Source organism: Granulicella rosea, from assembly GCF_900188085.1.
In the GTDB taxonomy this organism is placed as follows: domain Bacteria; phylum Acidobacteriota; class Terriglobia; order Terriglobales; family Acidobacteriaceae; genus Edaphobacter; species Edaphobacter rosea.
Genome location: NZ_FZOU01000005.1, coordinates 110,749 through 131,122, shown reverse-complemented (window position 1 = coordinate 131,122; position 20,374 = coordinate 110,749). Strand labels below are relative to the sequence as shown.

Annotated in this window: 12 protein-coding genes and 1 tRNA gene; 6 read left to right on the top strand and 7 right to left on the bottom strand. The window is 64.3% G+C overall.

Going from position 1 to position 20,374, the window contains the following annotated elements; translation table 11 throughout:
* Positions 1–22 precede the first annotated feature (22 nt).
* Positions 23–742: an SDR family oxidoreductase gene (locus tag CHB87_RS14660; protein ID WP_089409186.1), complete on the top strand. Its 720-nt coding sequence runs from the start codon at positions 23–25 to the stop codon at positions 740–742.
* A 102-nt stretch (positions 743–844) separates the two neighbouring features.
* Here CHB87_RS14660 and pheS read toward each other — a convergent pair whose 3' ends face one another.
* Together pheS and CHB87_RS14650 are read right to left on the bottom strand one after the other, a co-directional pair.
* Positions 845–1,999, bottom strand: coding sequence for a phenylalanine--tRNA ligase subunit alpha (gene pheS / locus CHB87_RS14655; RefSeq protein ID WP_089409185.1), 1,155 nt, complete (start codon positions 1,997–1,999; stop codon positions 845–847).
* A gap of 92 nt (positions 2,000–2,091) precedes the next feature.
* Positions 2,092–2,304, bottom strand: coding sequence for a type II toxin-antitoxin system HicB family antitoxin (locus CHB87_RS14650; RefSeq protein ID WP_089409184.1), 213 nt, complete (start codon positions 2,302–2,304; stop codon positions 2,092–2,094).
* A 302-nt stretch (positions 2,305–2,606) separates the two neighbouring features.
* Here CHB87_RS14650 and CHB87_RS14645 point away from each other — a divergent pair, with 302 nt between their 5' ends.
* From CHB87_RS14645 to CHB87_RS14630, 4 genes are all read left to right on the top strand, one after another.
* A complete protein-coding gene (locus tag CHB87_RS14645; protein ID WP_245818008.1) occupies positions 2,607–4,052 on the top strand; it encodes an efflux RND transporter periplasmic adaptor subunit in 1,446 nt (481 codons plus the stop codon).
* A 2-nt stretch (positions 4,053–4,054) separates the two neighbouring features.
* The gene (locus CHB87_RS14640; protein ID WP_089409183.1) at positions 4,055–7,249 is read left to right on the top strand and encodes a multidrug efflux RND transporter permease subunit; all 3,195 of its coding nucleotides are present in this window, start codon (positions 4,055–4,057) and stop codon (positions 7,247–7,249) included.
* A gap of 126 nt (positions 7,250–7,375) precedes the next feature.
* A complete protein-coding gene (locus CHB87_RS14635; protein ID WP_089409331.1) occupies positions 7,376–10,651 on the top strand; it encodes an efflux RND transporter permease subunit in 3,276 nt (1,091 codons plus the stop codon).
* Positions 10,652–14,083 (top strand): efflux RND transporter permease subunit, encoded by a 3,432-nt coding sequence (locus CHB87_RS14630; RefSeq protein WP_089409182.1) that lies wholly within the window; start codon positions 10,652–10,654, stop codon positions 14,081–14,083.
* 95 nt (positions 14,084–14,178) lie between these two features.
* Here the strand turns inward: CHB87_RS14630 and glgP are convergent, their stop codons facing one another.
* The 3 genes from glgP to CHB87_RS14615 form a co-directional block, all read right to left on the bottom strand.
* Entirely contained in the window at positions 14,179–15,966 is a 1,788-nt protein-coding gene (glgP, locus tag CHB87_RS14625; protein ID WP_089409181.1) for an alpha-glucan family phosphorylase, read from the bottom strand.
* A gap of 283 nt (positions 15,967–16,249) precedes the next feature.
* The gene (locus CHB87_RS14620) at positions 16,250–16,552 is read right to left on the bottom strand and encodes a hypothetical protein (RefSeq protein ID WP_089409180.1); all 303 of its coding nucleotides are present in this window, start codon (positions 16,550–16,552) and stop codon (positions 16,250–16,252) included.
* A 68-nt stretch (positions 16,553–16,620) separates the two neighbouring features.
* The gene (locus tag CHB87_RS14615; protein WP_089409179.1) at positions 16,621–18,216 is read right to left on the bottom strand and encodes an adenosine deaminase family protein; all 1,596 of its coding nucleotides are present in this window, start codon (positions 18,214–18,216) and stop codon (positions 16,621–16,623) included.
* 272 nt (positions 18,217–18,488) lie between these two features.
* Between CHB87_RS14615 and CHB87_RS14610 the strand changes: the two genes are divergently transcribed.
* A tRNA-Phe gene (locus CHB87_RS14610) sits at positions 18,489–18,563 on the top strand.
* Between the two features lie 21 nt (positions 18,564–18,584).
* On the opposite strand, the gene CHB87_RS14605 is transcribed toward CHB87_RS14610, so the two are convergent.
* Together CHB87_RS14605 and CHB87_RS14600 are read right to left on the bottom strand one after the other, a co-directional pair.
* Positions 18,585–19,385, bottom strand: a complete 801-nt coding sequence (locus CHB87_RS14605; RefSeq protein ID WP_089409330.1) for a PGN_0703 family putative restriction endonuclease — start codon at positions 19,383–19,385, stop codon at positions 18,585–18,587.
* A 91-nt stretch (positions 19,386–19,476) separates the two neighbouring features.
* A complete protein-coding gene (locus CHB87_RS14600) occupies positions 19,477–20,262 on the bottom strand; it encodes a hypothetical protein (RefSeq protein WP_089409178.1) in 786 nt (261 codons plus the stop codon).
* Positions 20,263–20,374 lie beyond the last annotated feature (112 nt).

Genomic DNA, 20,374 nt, shown 5'->3' with positions numbered 1-20,374 from the left:
TGTTGGCTAAGGGGGTTGAGCGATGGAGTCTTTGAAGGGCAAGACGGCGATCGTGACGGGCGCGAGCTCGGGCATCGGGAGGGCGACGGCGCTGGCGTTCGCGCAGGCCGGGGTCAACGTGGTCGTGACGGCGCGGCGCGAGCAGCGGCTGGCGGAGCTCTGCGAGGAGATCAAGGCGCTGGGTGCGGGCGCGGAGTTCTACGCGGGCGACGCAGCCGAGCAGACGACCGCGATCGCCTGCGTGGAGATGGCCGTCGCCGAGTTCGGCGGGCTGGATATTCTGGTGAACAACGCCGGCCTGGGCAACTACAAACTGCTCGTCGACACCTCGGTCGAGGAGTACGACGAGCTGATGAACGCGAATATGCGCTCCGGCTTCGTCTTCAGCCGGCACGCCGCGCCGGTGATGATCGAACAGGAATCCGGCGTGATTCTGTTCATATCCTCCGTCGCCGGTCTGCAGGGTACGCCGAACGAGGCGGTCTACTGCGCGACGAAGTTTGCCCAGGCCGGCTTCGCGCAGGCGATCGACGGCGAGTTGCGCAAGCACGGCGTCAAGGTCGGAACGATCTACTCCGGCGGCGTGAAGTCGGAGTTCGCCGTCGGCCACGGCCGCACGGAGGAGAGCGTGAAGGCCTCGCGCATGATGGCCCCGGAGGAGGTCGCCGAGACCATCCTCTTCGCCTGCTCGCTGCCGGCGAATGTGCGGATTCCGGCGATGACGGTCAGGCACATGGGGTGAAGGATCGGCGCGGAAACGCGAATCCCGTGTCTCGATGATCAGACGCGGGATTCCGAAGCAGGACGATATTCAAACGATAGTCGTTCCACCCTGCATTTGTGATTACGCGAACTGCTCCAGAAAACGCATGTCGCCGGAGTAGAACTGCCCGATGTCGGAAACCCCGTGCAGAATCATCGCGATGCGCTCGACCCCCATGCCGAAGGCGAAGCCGCTGATACGCGCCGGGTCGTAGGCGTTGTCGTCGAAGCCGAGCTTGCGCCGCTCCTCGGTGACCGAAGCGAAGACCGCCGGGTCGACCATGCCGCAGCCCAGCAGCTCGATCCAGCCCGAGTGCTTACACTTGCGGCAGCCCGAGCCGCCGCAAAAGATGCACGAGATCTGCACATCCGCGCTGGGCTCCGTGAACGGAAAGAAGCTCGGGAAAAAGCGCGTCTTCACCGCCGAGCCGAAGAGCGCGCGCATGGCGTGGTCGAGCGTGCCCTTCAGGTCGGAGAAGGTAATGTTCGTGTCGACGCAAAGGCCTTCGACCTGGTGAAAGATCGGCGAGTGCGTCGCGTCGGCGGCGTCGTTGCGATGCACCTTGCCGGGGATGACGATGCGCAGCGGCGGCGGCCCGGCGACCATGCTGCGAATCTGCACCGGGCTGGTGTGCGTGCGCATGAGCAGGCGGTCGCGGCTGGGCTTGCCGGACTGGCCGGCGATCTGAAGCGTGTCCTGGGTGTCGCGCGCGGGGTGGTTCGGCGGAAAGTTCAGCGCCTCGAAGTTGTAAAAATCGGTCTCGACCTGCGGCCCGAGCGAGGTCGAATAGCCAAGCTGGTGGAACACCTTGACCACCGCCTCCATCGTCTGGAGCAGCGGATGCGCGATGCCCGGGGTGCGAACGGCGCCGGGCAGGGTGATGTCGATGCCTCTCGCGACTTCCCGTTGCACTGGGAACCCAGCTTGAGCCATCGTAGCGTGGAACTCATCTCTGACTGCCTCGAAATCGCACTGAGCTTCAACGAGCTTCTTGAACGCATTGAACTGCGTTCCAACATCGCGGCGCGCTTCCGGTGGCGCAGTCTTGAGCAGATCGCCGATCTCGTTCATCAGGCCCTGTTTCCGCCCGACCCACTTTACACGCAAGGCCTCAAACGCATCTCTGTTGTGCGCCTGGCTGCGATCACTCTCAAATTCAGAGGTTAAGATCCCAAAGAAAGATTGAAGTGAAGTGGCAGAGTAATCGTTGAGACTTGGAATTTTCGTTGTCGACATAAGTTTTATCGCGTCTTGTTGTGAGCTCACTTCAGATGTGATCGCCATTCCCGAAAGTTCGGTCGTGAGCTGTCAGCTTATAGCTCTTAAGCTTACAGCTCACAGTTCATGCCTTCTCTCCGATCGGCTTCAGGGACAGGATCGCCATCGGCAATCATTCCCTCGATATGGAAGGCGATTCCGTCGCGGAGGAGCAGCTCGGTCGCCTCGTAGGTCGGTCCGGCAACCCCGAGACCCGGAAGATCGGGGCAGTAGGCGCTCCAGCCGGTGGAGGTCTTTTCGAAGATGGCGGCGTAGTCTGTCATGGTGCGGCGCTTCCGCAAGTGTATCGCGCCAGCCTATCAGGCGAATTGGCAATTCCCAAAATCAGCCTCCGGACGGAGCCGATGATGGATCATGAATCCAGTGCTTGCAGCAACTTGCGGGCGATTATAGGCTGCCTGTGCAATCTTGTAAGGGATTTGCAAGTTTCGGAAACTCTATCGATGCATCGTGCGTCATTCCGTGAGTATCATAGAGCCAGCCCAAGTCCAACCTAGCCAGTCCCTGTCCGACTGTTGCATTTTCCGAGTTGAGTGAAAGATTCGGCAAAACCTGCCGGAGAACGGTGAATATTACTATGTCGCCTGCCCATACGTCTGAGACGATTGAAAACGAGAAGCCCGCGCTTCCCGCGCCCGCACCCCAGCTCGCCTTGCCGGAACCGGCCAAGGGCGGCGGATTGAAGAAGTTCCTGATTGCGCTGATTCTGCTCGCCGCGATCGGCGGCGCCTGGTGGAAGATCCAGCAGAACAACGCCGAGACCAAACTCGCCGCGAACAAGGAAGACCGCGCCAAGGGCGGCGCCGCAATCCCCGTGACGGCGGCGGCGGTGCAGGTGAAGACCATGCCGATCTACCTGACGGCGCTTGGCACCGTGACGGCCTACAACTCGGTAACGGTCAAGACCCGTGTGGACGGCCAGTTGCTGACCGTCGCCGTGCGTGAGGGTCAGGCCGTAAGGAAGGGCCAGTTGCTGGCCCAGATCGATCCCGCGCCCTATGCGGCGGCGGTGGCTCAGGCCGAAGGACAGCTCGCGAAGGATCAGGCCTCGGCTGATTACGCAAACGTCGAGTCGAAACGGTATCAGGATCTCTACGCCGCGGGCGTCGTCTCGAAGGACAGCGCGCAGACCCAGGCCTCGAGCGCCGGGCAGATCAGCGGCGCCATTATGGCCGATAAGGCCGCGATTCAGGCCGCGAAGGTCAATCTCGCCTACACGCACATCACCTCGCCCATCGACGGCGTCGTGGGCCTGCGGCAGGTCGATCCGGGCAACATCGTGCATGCGTCCGACACCACCGGCCTGCTCATCGTCAACCAGCTCCACCCCATCAGCGTGATCTTCACCCTGCCGGAGGACCAGCTTCCCGAGGTCCAGAAAGCGATGGGCCAGCGGAAGCTGGTGGCCAAGGCGTTCGACCGCTCGCAGACCACGCACCTGGCCGATGGCACCGTGCTGACGCTCGATAACTCCATCGACACCACCACCGGCACCGACAAGGTAAAGGCGGTCTTCGACAATACCGAAAACACGCTCTTCCCGAACCAGTTCGTCAATATACAGCTCATCCTGCAGAACCGTCCGAACTCCATCGTCATTCCCGCAGCGGCGCTTTCGACCGGCACCCAGGGCAACTTCGTCTACGTCGTCAAGGAAGGCACACCGCCGGCCGATCCCGATAAGCCGAAGAAAACAAAGGCCGTCGATGCCGCTCCCGCAGCGGATGGCGCTGAGGCCCCGCCTGCGGCCAAGGGTCCGTCCTATTATGTCGAGGTTCGTCCGGTCGTCGTCGACTTGACAGAAGGCACGAACGTCATCCTGAAGAGCGGCCTCGAAGCCGGCGAGCAGGTGGTGACGGACGGGCAGGAGAAGCTGAAGAACCACAGCAAGGTCTCGCCCAAGGTGTCGAAGAAGTCCGAAGCCGGGCCGAAAGAGGCCCAGGCCAACCCCGACGCTCCTTCCAGCCCCGACGCAGCAGCCGGCCATAAGGGCCACAAGAAGGGACAGTAACCATGAGCCTTTCACGGCCATTCATTCTGCGGCCAGTGGCCACCTCACTTTTGATGGTGGCCATTTTGTTGGCCGGAGCGGTGAGCTATCTGCAGCTTCCAGTCTCGGCGCTGCCCCAGGTCGACTACCCGATCATCCAGGTCATGACCTTCTACCCGGGCGCGAGTCCCGAGGTCATGGCGAGCTCCGTCACCGCGCCGCTCGAGCGTCAGTTCGGCCAGATTCCCGGCCTGACCCAGATGACCTCGACCAGCTCCGGCGGCGGCAGCGTCATCACGCTGCAGTTCTCGCTGGCGGAGTCGATCGACATCGCCCAGCAGGACGTGCAGGCGGCCATCAACGCCGGTTACAGCTATCTGCCGACCGACCTGCCGAACCCGCCGGTCTACAGCAAGGTGAACCCCGCCGACGCGCCCATCATGACGCTGGCGCTCAGCAGCAACAACATGCCGTTGAGCAAGGTGGAAGACCTCGCCGACACGATTCTGGCGCAGAAGATCTCGCAGCTTTCGGGCGTCGGTCTGGTCTCGATCAACGGCGGACAGAAGCCCGCGGTTCGCATCCAGGTGAACCCGACGGCGCTGGCCGGCTATGGCCTGAGCCTCGAAGACATCCGCACCGCGCTGGGCACGGCCAACGTCGACCAGGCGAAGGGCAGCCTCTACGGCGCGCGTCTGGCATACACGATCGGCGCGAACGACCAACTGCTGAACAGCACGGACTACGCGAACGTCATCATCGCCTATCGCAACGGCTCGCCGGTGCGGCTCTCCGACGTGGCGAACTCGGTCGACAGCGCGGAGAATCTCTACCAGGCCGCGTGGATGGGTACGGCCAAGGCCGACGCCAGCGAGGGCACGGACGGCAACGAGGCAAGCGACGCGCATGACGCAGTGCTGAAGCCGGCCGTCATCGTCAACATTCAGCGGCAGCCCGGCGCGAACATCATCGGCGTCGTCAACTCTGTCCAGAAGCTGCTTCCTACGCTGCGTTCGGCGCTGCCGGCGGGCGTGAAGCTCGAAGTCCTGACCGACCGCACGAACACCATCCGCGCCTCGGTGAAGGACGTCCAGTTCGAACTGGTGCTGACCATCGCGCTGGTCGTGATGGTCATCTTCCTCTTCCTGCGTTCGCTGGCCGCGACGGTCATTCCTTCGATCGCCGTGCCGCTGTCGATCGTGGGCACCTTTGGCATCATGTACCTGCTGGGGTACAGCCTGAACAACCTCTCGCTGATGGCGCTGACGATCTCGACCGGATTCGTGGTCGACGACGCCATCGTCATGATCGAGAACATCTCGCGCTATCTCGAAGAGGGCGATGGGCCGCTCGAAGCCGCACTCAAGGGTTCGGACCAGATCGGGTTCACGATTCTTTCGCTGACCGTCTCGCTGATCGCCGTGCTGATTCCGCTGCTGTTCATGGGCGATATCGTCGGGCGCCTCTTCCGCGAGTTCGCCGTCACGCTCGCCGTCACGATTCTGGTCTCGGCCTTCGTCTCGCTGACGCTGACGCCGATGATGGCCGCCAAGCTGTTGAAGCACAAGCCCGAAAGCGAGCAGGGCAAGCTGTATCACAAGTCCGAAGAGTTCTTCCAGTACGTGATCGCGAAGTACGGCGTTGGCGTGCGCTGGGTGCTGAAGCACCAGACCCTGACTCTCATGGTCACCGTCGCGACCTTCGCGCTGACGCTCTACCTCTACATCATCGTGCCCAAGGGCTTCTTCCCGGTGCAGGATACGGGCGTGCTGCTCGGCATCACGGAGGCCTCTCAGACCACCAGCTTCGACGCGATGTCGAAGCACCAGCAGGAGCTGGCAAAGATCATCCTGCAGGATCCGGATGTCGAGAGCCTGTCCTCCTTCATCGGCATCGACGGCACGAACACGACGCTGAACAGCGGACGCATCCAGATCAACCTGAAGGATCGCGAGCAGCGCAGCTCCACCGCCGAAGACGTCATCCGCCGGCTGACCCCGCAGGTCGCCAAGGTCGACGATATCCAGTGCTATCTGCAACCGCTGCAGGATCTTACGGTCGAAGACCGAGTCAGCCGCACGCAGTATCAGTACACGGTCGAAGACGCGAACGCCGAGGAGCTGGCCGTCTGGGCCGACAAGCTGGTCGAAGAGTTCAAGAAGCAGCCGGCCATGATCGACGTGGCGAGCGATCAGCAGATCAAGGGTCTTGTGGCCGATCTGGAGATCGATCGCGACACCGCCTCGCGCCTGGGCATCACGCCGAAGAACATCGACGACACGCTGGACGACGCCTTCGCGCAGCGGCAGGTTTCGACCATCTTCACCCAGTTGAACCAGTACCACGTGGTGATGGAGGTCAGCCCGAAGTTCCAGCAGAACCCGACCTCGCTCGACCACATCTACGTGAAGAGCTCGAACGGAACGCAGGTGCCGCTCTCGACCTTCACGAAGTTCTCGATGCACGACGGCACGCTGGCGATCAACCACCAGGGCCAGTTCCCGGTCGTCACCATCTCGTTCAACCTTGCGCCGGGCAAATCGATCGGCGACGCGGTGGACGCGGTGAACAAGGCGCGCGCGAATATGCAGATTCCGCCCAGCGTCAATGCCGAGTTCCAGGGTTCGGCGGCGGCCTTCCAGGCGTCGCTCGCGAATGAGCCGATCCTGATTCTGGCCGCGCTGATCGTCGTGTACATCGTGCTGGGTGTGCTGTACGAGAGCTACATCCATCCGATCACGATTCTCTCGACGCTGCCTTCGGCCGGTGTCGGCGCCATTCTGGCGCTGCTGGTCTTCCATGTGGACCTCAGCGTGATCGCGCTGATCGGCATCATCCTGCTGATCGGTATCGTGAAGAAGAACGCCATCATGATGATCGACTTTGCGCTCGAGGCCGAACGCGATCACGGCATGGAGCCGGAGGAGGCGATCTACCAGGCCTGCCTGCTGCGCTTCCGGCCGATCATGATGACGACGATGGCGGCGCTGCTGGGCGGCGTACCGCTGGCGCTGGGCACCGGTACGGGCAGCGAGCTGCGCCGTCCGCTGGGCATCACCATCGTCGGCGGCCTGATCGTCTCGCAGATCCTCACCCTCTTCACCACGCCTGTCGTGTACCTCTTCTTCGACCGCATCGGCCGTAAGTACCTGAAGACGGGCGAGGCGGCAGCCGAGATGCGCGAGCACCTGCACCACGAGACCGTCGCGGGAGATTAACCCTCCATGGATGACCGCAGCACGCTCCAACCCAGTGAGCACGCTCCCCCCGAGTCCGGAGGGGGAGCGTTTGCGGCCGACTTGAGCCGGGACGACAACCCAGAACAGATTGCCTTGCCGACGCTGATGCAGGACCACGGCGTCAACTTTTCACGACCCTTCATCGAGCGCCCCGTGGCCACGACGCTGCTCTCGCTGGCGATCCTGCTGGCGGGCACTCTCGCGTATGTGCTGCTCCCGGTCGCGAGCCTGCCGCAGGTCGAATACCCAACGATCTCGGTCAGCGCGGCGCTGCCAGGCGCGGACCCGGAGACGATGGCCTCGGCCGTCGCGACGCCGCTCGAACGGCAGTTCGGCCGCATCGCGGGCATCAACCAGATGACGTCCTCCTCGGCGCAGGGCTTCGCATCGATCAGCATGCAGTTCGACCTGAGCCGCCCGATCGACGGCGCCGCGCGCGACGTGCAGGCGGCGATCAACGCCGCGCGCAGCCAGTTGCCGGCCAACATGCCTTCGAATCCGACCTACCGCAAGGTGAATCCGGCCGACTCGCCCATCCTGATCATCGGGCTGCAGTCGGACACCATGACGCCGGCGCAGCTCTACGACCTGGCCGACTCGGTGCTCGCGCAGAAGTTCGCCCAGATCGACGGCGTCGGACAGGTCTCGACCGGCGGCAGCTCGAAGCCCTCCGTGCGGATCGAGGCGAACCCCATGCAGCTTTCGAGCTACGGGCTGGGGCTGGAGGCGGTGCGCGCGGCCATCGGCACCGTGAACGTCAATCAGCCGAAGGGTTATCTGGTGCAGGGCGACCGGCGCTATACCGTGAATGCGAGCGACCAGCTCTTCGGCGCGGCGGCCTACGCGCCGCTGATCGTCGCCACCAACCGAGGCCCGGTCAACTCCGCCGCAGCAGCCAGCGGTCTGCCCGCGAGCGTGGCGTCCTCCGCGACGGCAACCGCCACGTCCTCTACCACCACGCCGGCGGCCAACTCCATGGGCATCGTGCGTCTGCGCGACATCGCCAAGGTGACCGACAGCGTCGAGGACGTACACACCTTCGGGACCATCAACGGCAAGCCGGGCATCATCATCATCCTGAGCAAGACGGCTGCGGCGAACATCATCGCGACGGTGGATCGCGTACTTGAGACGCTACCCCGCCTGCAGGCTTCGATTCCACCACAGGCCCATCTGGTCGTATGCCTCGACCGCACGGAGTCGATCCGCGCCTCGGTCGCCGACGTGACGCGCACGATGCTTATCTCGATCGTCCTCGTCATCGGCGTCGTCTTCCTTTTCCTGCGCGAGGTGCGTTCGACGCTGATCCCGAGCGTCTCGGTGCCGCTGAGCCTGCTGGGCACCCTCGGCGTCATGTACCTGCTGGGTTATACGCTCGACAACCTTTCGCTGATGGCGTTGACCATCTCGACCGGCTTCGTGGTCGACGACGCCATCGTGGTCGTCGAGAACATCAGCCGCCATCTCGAAGAGGGCATGAGCCCCCATCAGGCGGCGCTGCAGGGTTCGCGCGAGATCGGCTTCACGGTGCTTTCGATGAGCATCTCGCTGATCGCCGTCTTCATCCCCATCCTGATGATGGGCGGGCTGATCGGTCGCATCTTCCGCGAGTTCGCCATCACGCTTTCGATCGCGATCTTCGTCTCGCTGGTCGTCTCGCTGACCACCACGCCCATGCTGAGTGCGAAGTTTCTTGCCGCGCACGGTGAAAAGGAGCACAGCGCCTTCTATAAGGTGGGCGAGCGTTTCCTGAACTGGGTGACGCGCGGCTATGGCACGGCGCTGCGCTGGGTCCTGCGCTTTCAGCCGCTGGTGTTGGGCGTCACCTTCGCGACCGTGCTGCTGAGCGTCTACCTCTTCGTGATCGTGCCCAAGGGCTTCTTCCCGATCCAGGACACCGGCAAGCAGGGCGCGCAGCTCATCGGCCAGCAGGATGTCAGCTTCGAGGCCATCAAGGCCAAGTCGATGGAAGTCGTCGCCATGGTCCACAAGGATCCGGGCATCGAGAATGTCATGTCGGTCTACGGCGGCGGCGGCGGTTACGGCGGCTCGGCGGCGACCAACAACGTCCGTATTTTCATGGGGTTGAAGCCTTACGAACAACGCCACAAGATCGGCGACACCGGCGTCGTCGTCACCGACCGGCTGCGCAAAAAGACCGCCGGCATGCCGGGCGCGCGCTTCTTCATGGACGGTCCTACCACGCAGGACATCAACGTCGGCGGACGCGCTGCCGCGGCGCAGTACCAGTATTCCCTCACCGCCGAGTCGCTGAACGACCTCTACGAGTGGGCGCCACGCCTGATGGCCGAGATGGAGAAGATTCCCATCCTCAAGGACGTCAACACCGACCAGGTGGACCAGGGGCTGCGCGAGGTCGTCGTCATCGACCGCGATACAGCCTCGCGGCTCGGCGTCTCTCCGCTCACCATCGACAACACGCTCTACGACGCCTTCGGCCAGCGGCAGGTTTCGACCACCTACGTGCCGCTGAACCAGTACCACGTCGTGATGGAGATGGCGCCCGAGCAGCAGACCGACCTCGACGCGTTGAAGCAGATCTACGTGAAGAGCACGAGCGGCGCGATGGTGCCGCTGTCGACCTTCGCGCACTTCGAGGAGCGCCGCGTGCCGCTGGCCGTCAACCACCAGTCGCAGATGCCGGCGACGACGCTCAGCTTCAACCTCGCCCCCGGCGCCAGCCTGAGCCAGGCGACCGAGGCGGTCGAGAACGCGCGCATCCGGATCGGCATGCCCTCGACCGTGCATGGCGGCTTCCAGGGCACGGCCGCCGTCTTCCAGGACTCGCTGAAGAGCGAGCCGATGCTGATTGGCATGGCGCTGGCCGCCGTCTACATCGTGCTCGGAATCCTGTACGAAAGCCTCGTCCATCCGCTGACGATCCTGTCGACGCTGCCTTCGGCCGGCATCGGCGCGATCGCCGCGCTGATGCTCTTCCACATCGACCTCACTTTAATTGCGATGATCGGCATCATTTTGCTCATCGGCATCGTCAAGAAGAATGCCATCATGATGATCGATTTCGCGCTGATCGAGGAGCGCGAGCACGGTCTCAGCCCCCGGGACGCGATCTACCAGGCGTGCATCATGCGCTTCCGGCCCATTATGATGACAACGCTTGCCGCCATGATCGGCGGCGTACCCCTGGCGCTGGGCGGCGGCTCCGGCAGCGAGCTGCGCCAGCCGCTCGGAATCACTATCGTCGGAGGACTGATCGTCTCGCAGTGCCTCACCCTCTTCACCACGCCGGTCGTATACCTGTTCTTCGACCGCCTTGGCAGGATCTACCGTACGAAAACGCAGCAAGCCGAGATGCGCGGGTTGTATCTGCCGCATGAGTCGGTTGCAGGAGATTTTTAGATGAAGGACTACACCCCCCGGCCCGGAGACCAGCAACCCGAAGGCGCGCGTCCCGGCGACTTCCAGAAGGTATACGGCGACGAACCCGATTTGCGCGCAGGCGACCATGCTCCCCGCGATCACGCGAGCGCAGCCGACCAGAAGATGATGGACGCAGGTTTCCACGAGGAGCAGGCGCCGCTCGGCAGCGACAAGGACGCCTCCGGCGGAGTTCACTTCTCCGCCCCGTTCATCGCGCGTCCGGTGGCGACCTTCCTGCTTTCCGCCGCGATCATTCTCGCGGGCTGCGTGGCGTACGCGCTGCTGCCGGTCGCCAGCCTGCCGCAGGTGGAGTTCCCGGTCATCAGCGTCAACGCCAGCCTGCCGGGCGCGGACCCGGAGACCATGGCCTCCGCCGTGGCGACGCCGCTGGAGCGCCAGTTCAGCCGCATCGCCGGCGTCAACCAGATGACCTCGTCGTCCGCGCTGGGCTCGGCTTCGGTGAATCTGCAGTTCGACCTGAGCCGCGATATCGAAGGCGCCGCGCGCGATGTGCAGGCGGCCATCAACGCCGCGCGCAGCCAGTTGCCGGCGAACCTGCCGCAGAATCCGAGTTACCGCAAGATCAACCCGTCGGATCTGCCGATCCTGATCCTCGGCCTGACGTCGGACACGATGACGGCAGCGCAGCTCTACGACGTCTCGGACTCGATCCTCGCGCAGCGCATCTCGCAGGTCAGCGGCGTGGGACAGGTGCAGACCGGCGGCAGCGCCAAGCCCGCGGTGCGCATCGAGGCCAACCCGACGCTGCTTTCAAGCTACGGACTCGGTCTTGAGGCTCTCCGCGCGGCCATCGGCACGGTGAACGTCAACCAGCCCAAGGGATACCTCACCGACGCGAACCGACGCATCACCATCGACTCCTCGGACCAGCTCTTCGGCGCGGCAGCCTATGCCCCGCTGATCGTCGCCACGAATAAAGGGCCCGTGAGCAACGCGGTCGCCTCGACCGGACTGCCGTCGAGCTCCGCCTCCGCCGTCAGCACCGCCACGGTAACCAATACGACGACCGCGCCGAGCCAGGGCATCGTCCGCATCTCGGACGTCGCCGAGGTGACGGACAGCGTCGAAGACATCCACACCGCCGGGTCCATCAACGGCAAGACCGGCATCCTGATCACCGTCTACAAGGCGCCGAACGCAAACGTCATCGAGACGGTGGACAACGTGCTGGCGCTGCTGCCGCAGTTGCAGGCATCGATCCCCGCCGCCGTGCATCTGCAGGTCGCGCTCGACCGTACGACGACCATTCGGGCCTCGGTGAAGGACGTGACCCGGACGCTGCTGCTCTCGATCGTGCTGGTCATCATCGTCGTCTTCCTCTTCCTGCGGGAGGTGCGCTCGACGCTGATTCCGAGCGTCTCCGTGCCGCTGAGCCTGCTGGGCACCTTCGGCGTGATGTACATGTGCGGCTACACGCTGGACAACCTGTCGCTGATGGCCCTGACCATCTCGACCGGCTTCGTGGTCGACGACGCCATCGTGGTCATCGAAAACATCATGCGTCACCTCGAAGACGGCATGAGCCCCTACGACGCGGCGATGAAGGGCTCGAAGGAGATCGGATTCACCGTGCTCTCGATGAGCATCTCGCTGATCGCGGTCTTCATTCCTCTGCTGCTGATGGGCGGCATCGTCGGCCGGCTCTTCCGCGAGTTTGCGGTCACGCTGTCGGCGGCGATCTTCGTCTCGCTCATCGTCTCGCTGACGACCACGCCGATGCTGAGCGCGAAGTTCCTCTCCGCGCACACCGGCAAGAAGCACGGCAAGCTCTACACCATGGGCGAGGACGCCCTGAACTGGCTGACCAGGGAGTACGACCACGGCCTGCGGTGGGTGCTACGACATCAGGGACTGGTTCTGCTCATCACCATCGGCACCTTCATTCTGAACATCTACCTGTTCATCCTCGTGCCCAAGGGCTTCTTTCCGCAGCAGGACACGGGCCGCCTGAGCGGGCAGTTGCAGGGCCAGCAGGACGTCAGCTTCGACGCGCTGAAGAAGAAGGCGCTGGCGGCGGTCGCGGTGGTCCGCGAAGACCCCGGCATCGAGAATGTCATGATGCAGATGGGTTCGGGGAACGGCGCCAACTCCGCGCGCATCTTCGTCGCGCTGAAGCCGGACGACGTGCGGCACAAGGAGGGCAATACGGCCGAGGTCATCATCGACCGGCTGCGCAAGAAGACCGCCGGCATCGTGGGCGGACGGCTCTACATGCAGTCGGCGCAGGACCTGAACATCGGCGGACGCAGCTCGGCGACGCAGTACCAGTACTCGCTGACCGCGGGCAATCTGAAGGACCTGAACGAGTGGGCGCCGAAGCTGATGGCCGCCATGGAGAAGATTCCGACGATCAAGGACGTGGCGACCGATCAGCAGGACCTCGGTCTGCGCGCGCAGCTCGTGATCGACCGCGATACGGCCAGCCGCCTCGGCGTCTCGCCGCTGACGATCGACAACACGCTCTCGGACGCCTTCGGCCAGCGCCAGGTATCGACCACCTACGTGCCGCTGAACCAGTACCACGTGGTCATGGAGGTCGCGCAGGAGTTCCAGCAGGATACCGACGCGCTGAAGAACATCTACGTGAAGTCGACCACCGGCGCGATGGTGCCGCTGGGCGCGGTGACGCACTTCGAATCGCAGCGTATCCCGCTCTCGGTAAACCACCAGTCGCAGTCGCCGGCAGCAACGTTGAGCTTCAACCTCACCCAGGGCGCGAGCCTGAGCGAGGCGACCGAGGCGATCGAGGCCGCGCGCGTAAAGATCGGCATGCCGAGCGAGATCCACGGCGGCTTCCAGGGCACCGCGCAGGCCTTCCAGGCGTCGCTGTCGAGCGAGCCGGTGCTGATCACGATGGCGCTGGTGGCGGTCTACATCGTGCTGGGCATCCTGTACGAGAGCTTCATCCACCCGCTCACCATCCTCTCCACGCTGCCCTCGGCCGGCGTCGGAGCCATCCTCGCGCTGCTGCTGTTCAAGGTCGACCTCAGCGTGATCGCGATGATCGGCATCATCCTGCTGATCGGCATCGTGAAGAAGAACGCCATCATGATGATCGACTTCGCGCTGATCGCCGAGCGTGAGCAGGGCAAGACGCCGCAGGAGGCCATCTACCAGGCCTGCCTGCTGCGCTTCCGGCCGATCATGATGACGACGATGGCCGCCCTGCTGGGCGGTCTGCCGCTGGCGCTCGGCACCGGCACGGGCAGCGAGCTGCGCCGTCCGCTGGGCATCACCATCGTCGGCGGCCTGATCGTCTCGCAGTGCCTGACGCTGTTCACCACCCCGGTCGTCTACCTGACCTTCGACCGCCTGCGCGCACGGATCCAGCGTGCGATGGGACGGCCGGAGGTTGCGCTCGAAGTGGGGCATCCGGTAGCTGGGGACTGAAGAGCGATCGGTAAGTTGCTGGTTTTTCGTAGTTCTTGAAAAGCGAAAGCCCCGGCTGGTTGCGCCGGGGCTTTCGCTTTTCCAACTACCCATCTCTAGACACTGGCTGTCACGCTCTTCGCCGCCGACTCCTCGCCCAGCTTCTCCGCCGAGGGGCTCTCGTCGATCGTCGGCGCCAGCGGGAAGTACGCATTCGCGAAGTATTGCCCCAGCATGCGGTCGGTGTTGAAGAAGCTGCCGTTCATCGCGATGCAGTGCTGCTGCATGCGCGCCCAGGCGTTTGGCTTGGCGAAGAGCGGCGCGATGCGGTTTTCCAGCTTGTCGTACAGACTCGCGGCCTCGGCGTCGTCGTTGTCGCCATCGTCGATGGCCCATCCGGTCACGTCCTCGGCGCAGCCTTCGATCCACCAGCCGTCGAGGATCGAGAGCGACGGCACGCCGTTCAGCGCGGCCTTCATGCCCGAGGTTCCCGACGCCTCATACGGACGGCGCGGCGTGTTCACCCAGACGTCGACGCCCTGGGTCAGAGTCGCGCCCAGCTCCCAGTCGTAGTTTTCGAGGTACAGAATGCGCAGCGAGCCGCGGCTGATCTTGCCGGCGATCTCGAAGACCTCCTGGATCAAGCCCTTGCCCGCGGTGTCGGCCGGATGCGCCTTGCCGGCGAAGACGATCTGCAGGCCGCCGATCTTCTTCGCGATCCTGGCGAGCCGCTTGGGATCCTGCAGCAGCAGGCTGGCGCGCTTGTACGTCGCGACGCGGCGAGCGAAGCCGAGGGTCAGCACGCTCTCGTTCAGCGCCTCGCCGGTTCGTTCGGCGATGGCCTCGATCAGCTTTCGCTTCCCTACCCGGTGCGCGTTGGCGATGCGGCTCGGCTTGATGCCGTAGACCGAGCGGAAGTACTGGTTGTCGTGGCGCCAGCGCGGGATCTCATCGTCGAAGAGGCGCTGCAGCGGCGGCGCGATCCATGTCGCGGCATGCACGCCGTTGGTGACCGACTCGACATGGTACTCGGGGAACATCTCCTGCGAGACCTTGCCGTGCTGCATGGCGACGCCGTTGACCCAGCGTGAGAAACGCAGCGCGATGTACGTCATGTTGAGCAGGTTGTTGTGCATGCAGCCGAAGCGTTCGAGAGCCTCGGCGCGCTCCTGCCCAAGTACGGCATACATCTGGTCGCGGCCGAACTGGTCGTGACCCGCCGGCACCGGCGTGTGCGTGGTGAAGACGCACTGCTTCGCCACCGCCAGACGGTCGGCCTCGGTGGCGGTCGAGAGCGGCTTGCCTTCGATCTGGTCCTCGAGCAGGCCGAGCGCCAGCAACGCCGCGTGGCCCTCGTTCATGTGGTAGACCGACGGCAGACAGCCCAGCTCATGCAGCAGCTCCACCCCGGCCATGCCGAGCACGGTCTCCTGACAGAGCCGGTAGTAGGTGTCCCCGCCGTAGAGGTGGTCGGTCAGGGTGCGGTCGTAGGGGTCGTTGCCCTCGATATCCGAGTCGAGCAGAAAGACCGGGATGACATGGCCGGTGACGCCGACGACGTCGAAGCGCCACGCAGAGACCTTGATCGCGCGGCCCTGCATCGTGATGGTGACCGATTTTCCAGCCGGCGGCAGCGTGGACGGGTTCCAGATGACGTCGGTCTCGCTCTGCTGACCGCTGGGGCTGAGCGCCTGCTTGAAGTAGCCGTGACGATGGACGAGCGAGACCGCGACCATCGGCGCGCCGGTGTCGGCGGCCGAGCGCAGCGTATCGCCGGCCAGCATGCCGAGGCCGCCGGAGTAGGTCGGGAGCGCCGGGGCCAGCGCGATCTCCATGGAGAAGTAAGCGATGGTCCGCGAGGTGAGATCGGGGCTGACGGTCTGGGGTACGGAGGCAACGCTCATGAGCAGAGGTCCTTTTCTTTGGCCGGGTGAGGCGGAAAACCTGACGGATAACCGTAATGTCGGCGAATCTATCGAAAGAACGAGCCCTGCGGGCGAGTGGTTTGCCCGCCACGCCATTTCAGACTACCAAAGGCAGGTGGACGGACCTTTAATATTTCTTGGACTTTGGGGGGATTGGTACCGTGCGGAAGGGAATATTGGGGCGATCCGGCGGGTCTTTGAGCGCCCCCTCCTTCGCGGTCCTATCGCAAAGGATGAAGCGCCCAGGCCTCGGCGCCGGAGCTTAGTAAAGGGATTTGGTGAGCCAGCCGAATTTGCTGAGCAGCCCAAGGACGAGAGCCAGCGCCGCGGCGATCGTCGTCAGCAGGCCGGCGGTGCGGAGCTTTTTCGTCAACGCCTCCGCGCCCACAATGACCGCGTAGACGACCAGCATCAGAATCAGGCCGTCCGGGACGAAGTAGCGCGTGGTCACCGCGTCCGGATGCGTGATCGCCCACCTCATGTGGAAGGGATCCATCAGGCTGCCGACGAAGAAGATGAAGAGGAAGAGCAGAAGCTGGGCGATGGTAAGCAGTGCTTTTTTCATGGCTGGTCTCGGTGCTCCGGACTTCTCAATGCAACAACGGATTCCCTTCGGGTAGGACAAACGAGAGATTACAGGTTGGATTCGAAGACCTTGAAGCGGTGTTCGAGCTCCCACTCCTGCGCGGCGCGGGTGTTGGCCTTCAGATAGGCGAGGCAGGCTGCGGCCGGCGTCTCCGAGCCGAGCGGGCTGGCGGCGCAGGCGGGAACGGCGCGGGTGAAGACGTCCGGCTGCGCCCAGAGGCTCGCGCCCTGCAGGAAGGAGTGCTCGATCGAGGCGCGGGCCATCGTCTTCAGGTCGAGGTAGCCAAGGTTGAACTCCGTCGCGGCGCGCACATACTCGTGCGTCAGGTCGATGCGCGAGACGCCCTCGTCGTCGGTCGAAAGCGCGACCGGCACGTGTGCCGCAAGGTAGTCCGGCAGCGGGTGGAAGGGCGGTTTGACGCCCAGGATACCGTCGTTCGAGGTGAGGTTGATCTCGACCATGACGTGGCGAGAGGCCAGCTCCTTCAACAACTTACCGGGATCATCCTCGTACATGACGTCGACGCCGTGGCCGATGCGCTCCGCATGGCCAAGGTCGACGGCCTGGCGGATGTGGAAGCGGACGCCCTCCGGCGCGACCATGCCGGGCACGACCTCGCCCGCGTGCAGCGAGATGTGGACCGCCGGGTAGAGTCCGTGGAGAAAATCGACCATCCGCATCTGGCGGGTGTACTCGCTCATGGCGAGATAGGCGTCCTCCGGCTGGACGAAGTTCAGGCCGACGACGTCGGGGTTGGAAGATGCGACCTCAAAGGCCAGCAGCGTCTGCGCGAAGACAAACTGCGGCGCGTTCTGGCGCAGGATCTGGAAGAGGAACTTGATCTGCACCGAGCAGGCCGGCGTCGCTGCGGGCGTGCCACAGTGCTCGATCTCGTTGCGCGAGGCGAGCGCGGAGGCGAAGTCCTTCTGGTCCGCCGCGATGTCGTCGCGCAGACCGCCGGCGAGAAGCTGATCGCGCAGTTTGCTGAGTTCGGCCGTGTTGGTTCCGGTGATGTCCTGGCCGTAGTCGGCGATGACGGCAGGCGCAGCCGGCCAGCGGACGCCGCCGGCCAGCCGCCCGGCGTTCGCGAGCGTCGGCGTGTTCATGATCTCGAGATACTGCTCGTTCTGCGCGGCGGCGCGGGTGGCGACCTCGTCCAGCCACTCTCCCGCGTGATCCTTGCTGGTTCCGCCATACCGGCCGAAGGTGGCGAAGAACTGGTCGTGCCCGCTGACTCCGGTCGAAGGCACGAAGGCGCGCATGGAGAAGCTATCGATCATCTGGTCGTAAAGGTGCTGATTCTTGAAGACCTCCGCCGCGGGCGCCATGCCGGCGCCGCACTCCGGCCCTTTGTCGTTCTTCGAAAAGCTCAGGGTGTCGACGTCGATGCAGAGCTTATCCCTGGCCGCGTCCTTCAGAAACGTCTCCGCGTAGATGGCGCCGGAGAGATGCATGTGCAGGTCCGCGCCCTTGGGCATGCCGACCAGAAAGGCGTGCAGGTCGAGCGGGCCGGCCTTCTTGGCAGCGGCAAAGGCGCGAACGGCGCGCTGCTCCGGCGTGCCCGCGGGCGGCGCGGCATGCAGAGGCGCGGTCAGAGGTGCGGCCAGAAGCAGGAGCATCGCAGTGCGGGTAAGGCTGGGCATCGTCGTCCTTTTTGTATGAAAAGAGTGGAGAACAGGATAACGCGGCCAGCGGGGAAAGTGGGATGCGATGTTTTTCGCTCGGCAGTTTGGCGGATTGGCCGAGGATTGCTATACTGAGAATGCGTTTGAGCGGCTGGCTCCTCCCTTGCCAGCCCCGACCCGAACCTTCGTAACAGGCTGGGCTCTCCCCTTCCAAGTACACGAACGACGGATGAAAAACGTAACCGTGCGTGGGCTTCTCTTGGCTGCCCGCAGCACGCGATACATGCCAAGGCCAGATAGCTCAGTGGTAGAGCGCGGCCCTGAAAAGGCCGGCGTCGGCGGTTCGATCCCGTCTCTGGCCACCACTTCCCTCTCAGATATATTTTCTAGACCGGCGACTCAATACCGTACTTATCCGCGAGGAACGTGCGCAGCGGGACCGGCACGCAGGCTGCGATCTCCTGCCAGGTAACCAGCCGCAGCCGCGCGCGCAGTTCATAACCGCGTACGGCGCGCATCACGCCGTACCAGCTTTCGATCAGGTCGGGGCGCCGCGCATCGCACATCAGGCAGAAGCCGGCAGCCTCCGCCTCCGCGGCCAGCACGCCCCGGATGAGCTGGTAGGCCTGCACGCGGCCGCCGCGAACCTCCAGCGCCTCGCGCTCGAAGACCTCGGCGAAGCGCGGGTAGCGCTCTATCAGCCGCAGCGGCGCCGTCTGGCAGTCGGACTCGGTCAGCTTCGCCTCCACCAGCAGATTGCCAAGGCGCATATCGATCTCGGTCCGGTCGGTAAGTTGGCGCTCCAACTGCGTGCGCGGGCGATAGCCGAACTCCGGGCGCAACCCCTCTGCAAGCCCCAGCAGCGAAGTGAACCGCTTGCCCGCAAGCACGCGCGGATAGCAGAAGATGTTCATCAGCAGCGCGTCGGAACTGGTCGCCGTGTCAAGCTCGCGCCAGCGCCGAACCTCTTCGTCCGGTCCCGTGGGGCCGGCCTGGCGCCCTGCGGTGTGGGACTTCTCCAGCCGTTGACTCCATGCCGGATCGGCCAGGATCCGCCGGTACGACGCCTCGATGAAGTTGCCGTGCCGCCCGTCACCGGGCGCGTAGATCACGCTCGGCATCGCGCCGCGCGTCAGCTCATGCGGAGCCGCAGCCGATCGTACGCGAGCTACGCTCCGATCCGTCACGGCACGCCGGAGGTTCGCGGGAAAGAGCGCCGACGAGCGCCGCTGCGGCCGCTCCGGCTCGATCTCCCGCATCTCGGCCTCGTCCCACACGCTATGCCGGCTCGACGACCTTGGTCCCGATCAGCGCCTCGATCTTGTCCCACACGGTCGGGTCATTCTCGATCTCGATGTGCGCCTTCATGAAGGTCCGCGCAAACCAGGGGTATCCCGCGCAATCCACCGGTTGCCCCTTGTAGCTCGACTGGAAGTTGCCGAGGATCTTCGTCCGTTTGGGATTCATCGCGACGATCGTCGTGCGTCCGTGCAGCAGGCCTTCGGTCTGGTAGAAGTTGATCGCCTCGCCCACGTTCGGCGGAATGAGGCCGTCCTGATGGTTGGGCTTCTGCACGCTGTCCACCTGCACGGTCAGCAGCACGGGAATGCCGAGGTCGTTGAGCTTGCGGGCCAGCGCCACGGTCTCCGACGCGCCCCAGGAGTGGCCGTAGATAACCACGCGCGCGCCGGTCTTCTCCGTCGCGCTCAGGCAGCCGTCCTTGTCGTCATCGAGCTGCGTCAGCACCGCCCGCAGCGCGGACTTCTCGTCGTGATTGGCGAAGACCGCCGCATGCACCGCCTGCGGATACCGCTTCTGCAACTGCTGCGCGACCATCAGCTCGCGATGGACCGCATTCGCCGCGTCCACGCGCCCGCCCATGAAACCGATGACGATCAGGCGATGCGGCGTCGCAGTCGCCTCTACACCCGAGGGCAGCTTCGTCGCGAAGGCCGCATCGTGTACGGGGCAGGAAAGAGCCAGAGCGTTCGCGCTCGTGACGGCGCAGGCGCCAAGCAGAAGCGCGAGGACGGAGGATCGGAGAAAGGCGGTGGGAGTACGCATCGGGGCCCATTTCTTCGGCCGGATCGCAGTCGCTCACGATAGGCCTGCATTCACCATACTGAATTAAACCGAATGCGGGAAGCCGAATGGCCTCCTGCATTCCCGATTTGCC

Excerpts from the sequence above, each read along its gene's own strand:
- CHB87_RS14620 (WP_089409180.1), bottom strand. The coding sequence starts at position 16,552 with ATGAAAAAAGCACTGCTTACCATCGCCCAGCTTCTGCTCTTCCTCTTC.
- glgP (WP_089409181.1), bottom strand. The coding sequence starts at position 15,966 with ATGAGCGTTGCCTCCGTACCCCAGACCGTCAGCCCCGATCTCACCTCG.
- pheS (WP_089409185.1), bottom strand. The coding sequence starts at position 1,999 with ATGTCGACAACGAAAATTCCAAGTCTCAACGATTACTCTGCCACTTCA.
- CHB87_RS14615 (WP_089409179.1), bottom strand. The coding sequence starts at position 18,216 with ATGCCCAGCCTTACCCGCACTGCGATGCTCCTGCTTCTGGCCGCACCT.
- CHB87_RS14660 (WP_089409186.1), top strand. The coding sequence starts at position 23 with ATGGAGTCTTTGAAGGGCAAGACGGCGATCGTGACGGGCGCGAGCTCG.
- CHB87_RS14635 (WP_089409331.1), top strand. The coding sequence starts at position 7,376 with ATGCAGGACCACGGCGTCAACTTTTCACGACCCTTCATCGAGCGCCCC.
- CHB87_RS14630 (WP_089409182.1), top strand. The coding sequence starts at position 10,652 with ATGAAGGACTACACCCCCCGGCCCGGAGACCAGCAACCCGAAGGCGCG.
- CHB87_RS14600 (WP_089409178.1), bottom strand. The coding sequence starts at position 20,262 with ATGCGTACTCCCACCGCCTTTCTCCGATCCTCCGTCCTCGCGCTTCTG.
- CHB87_RS14650 (WP_089409184.1), bottom strand. The coding sequence starts at position 2,304 with ATGACAGACTACGCCGCCATCTTCGAAAAGACCTCCACCGGCTGGAGC.
- CHB87_RS14640 (WP_089409183.1), top strand. The coding sequence starts at position 4,055 with ATGAGCCTTTCACGGCCATTCATTCTGCGGCCAGTGGCCACCTCACTT.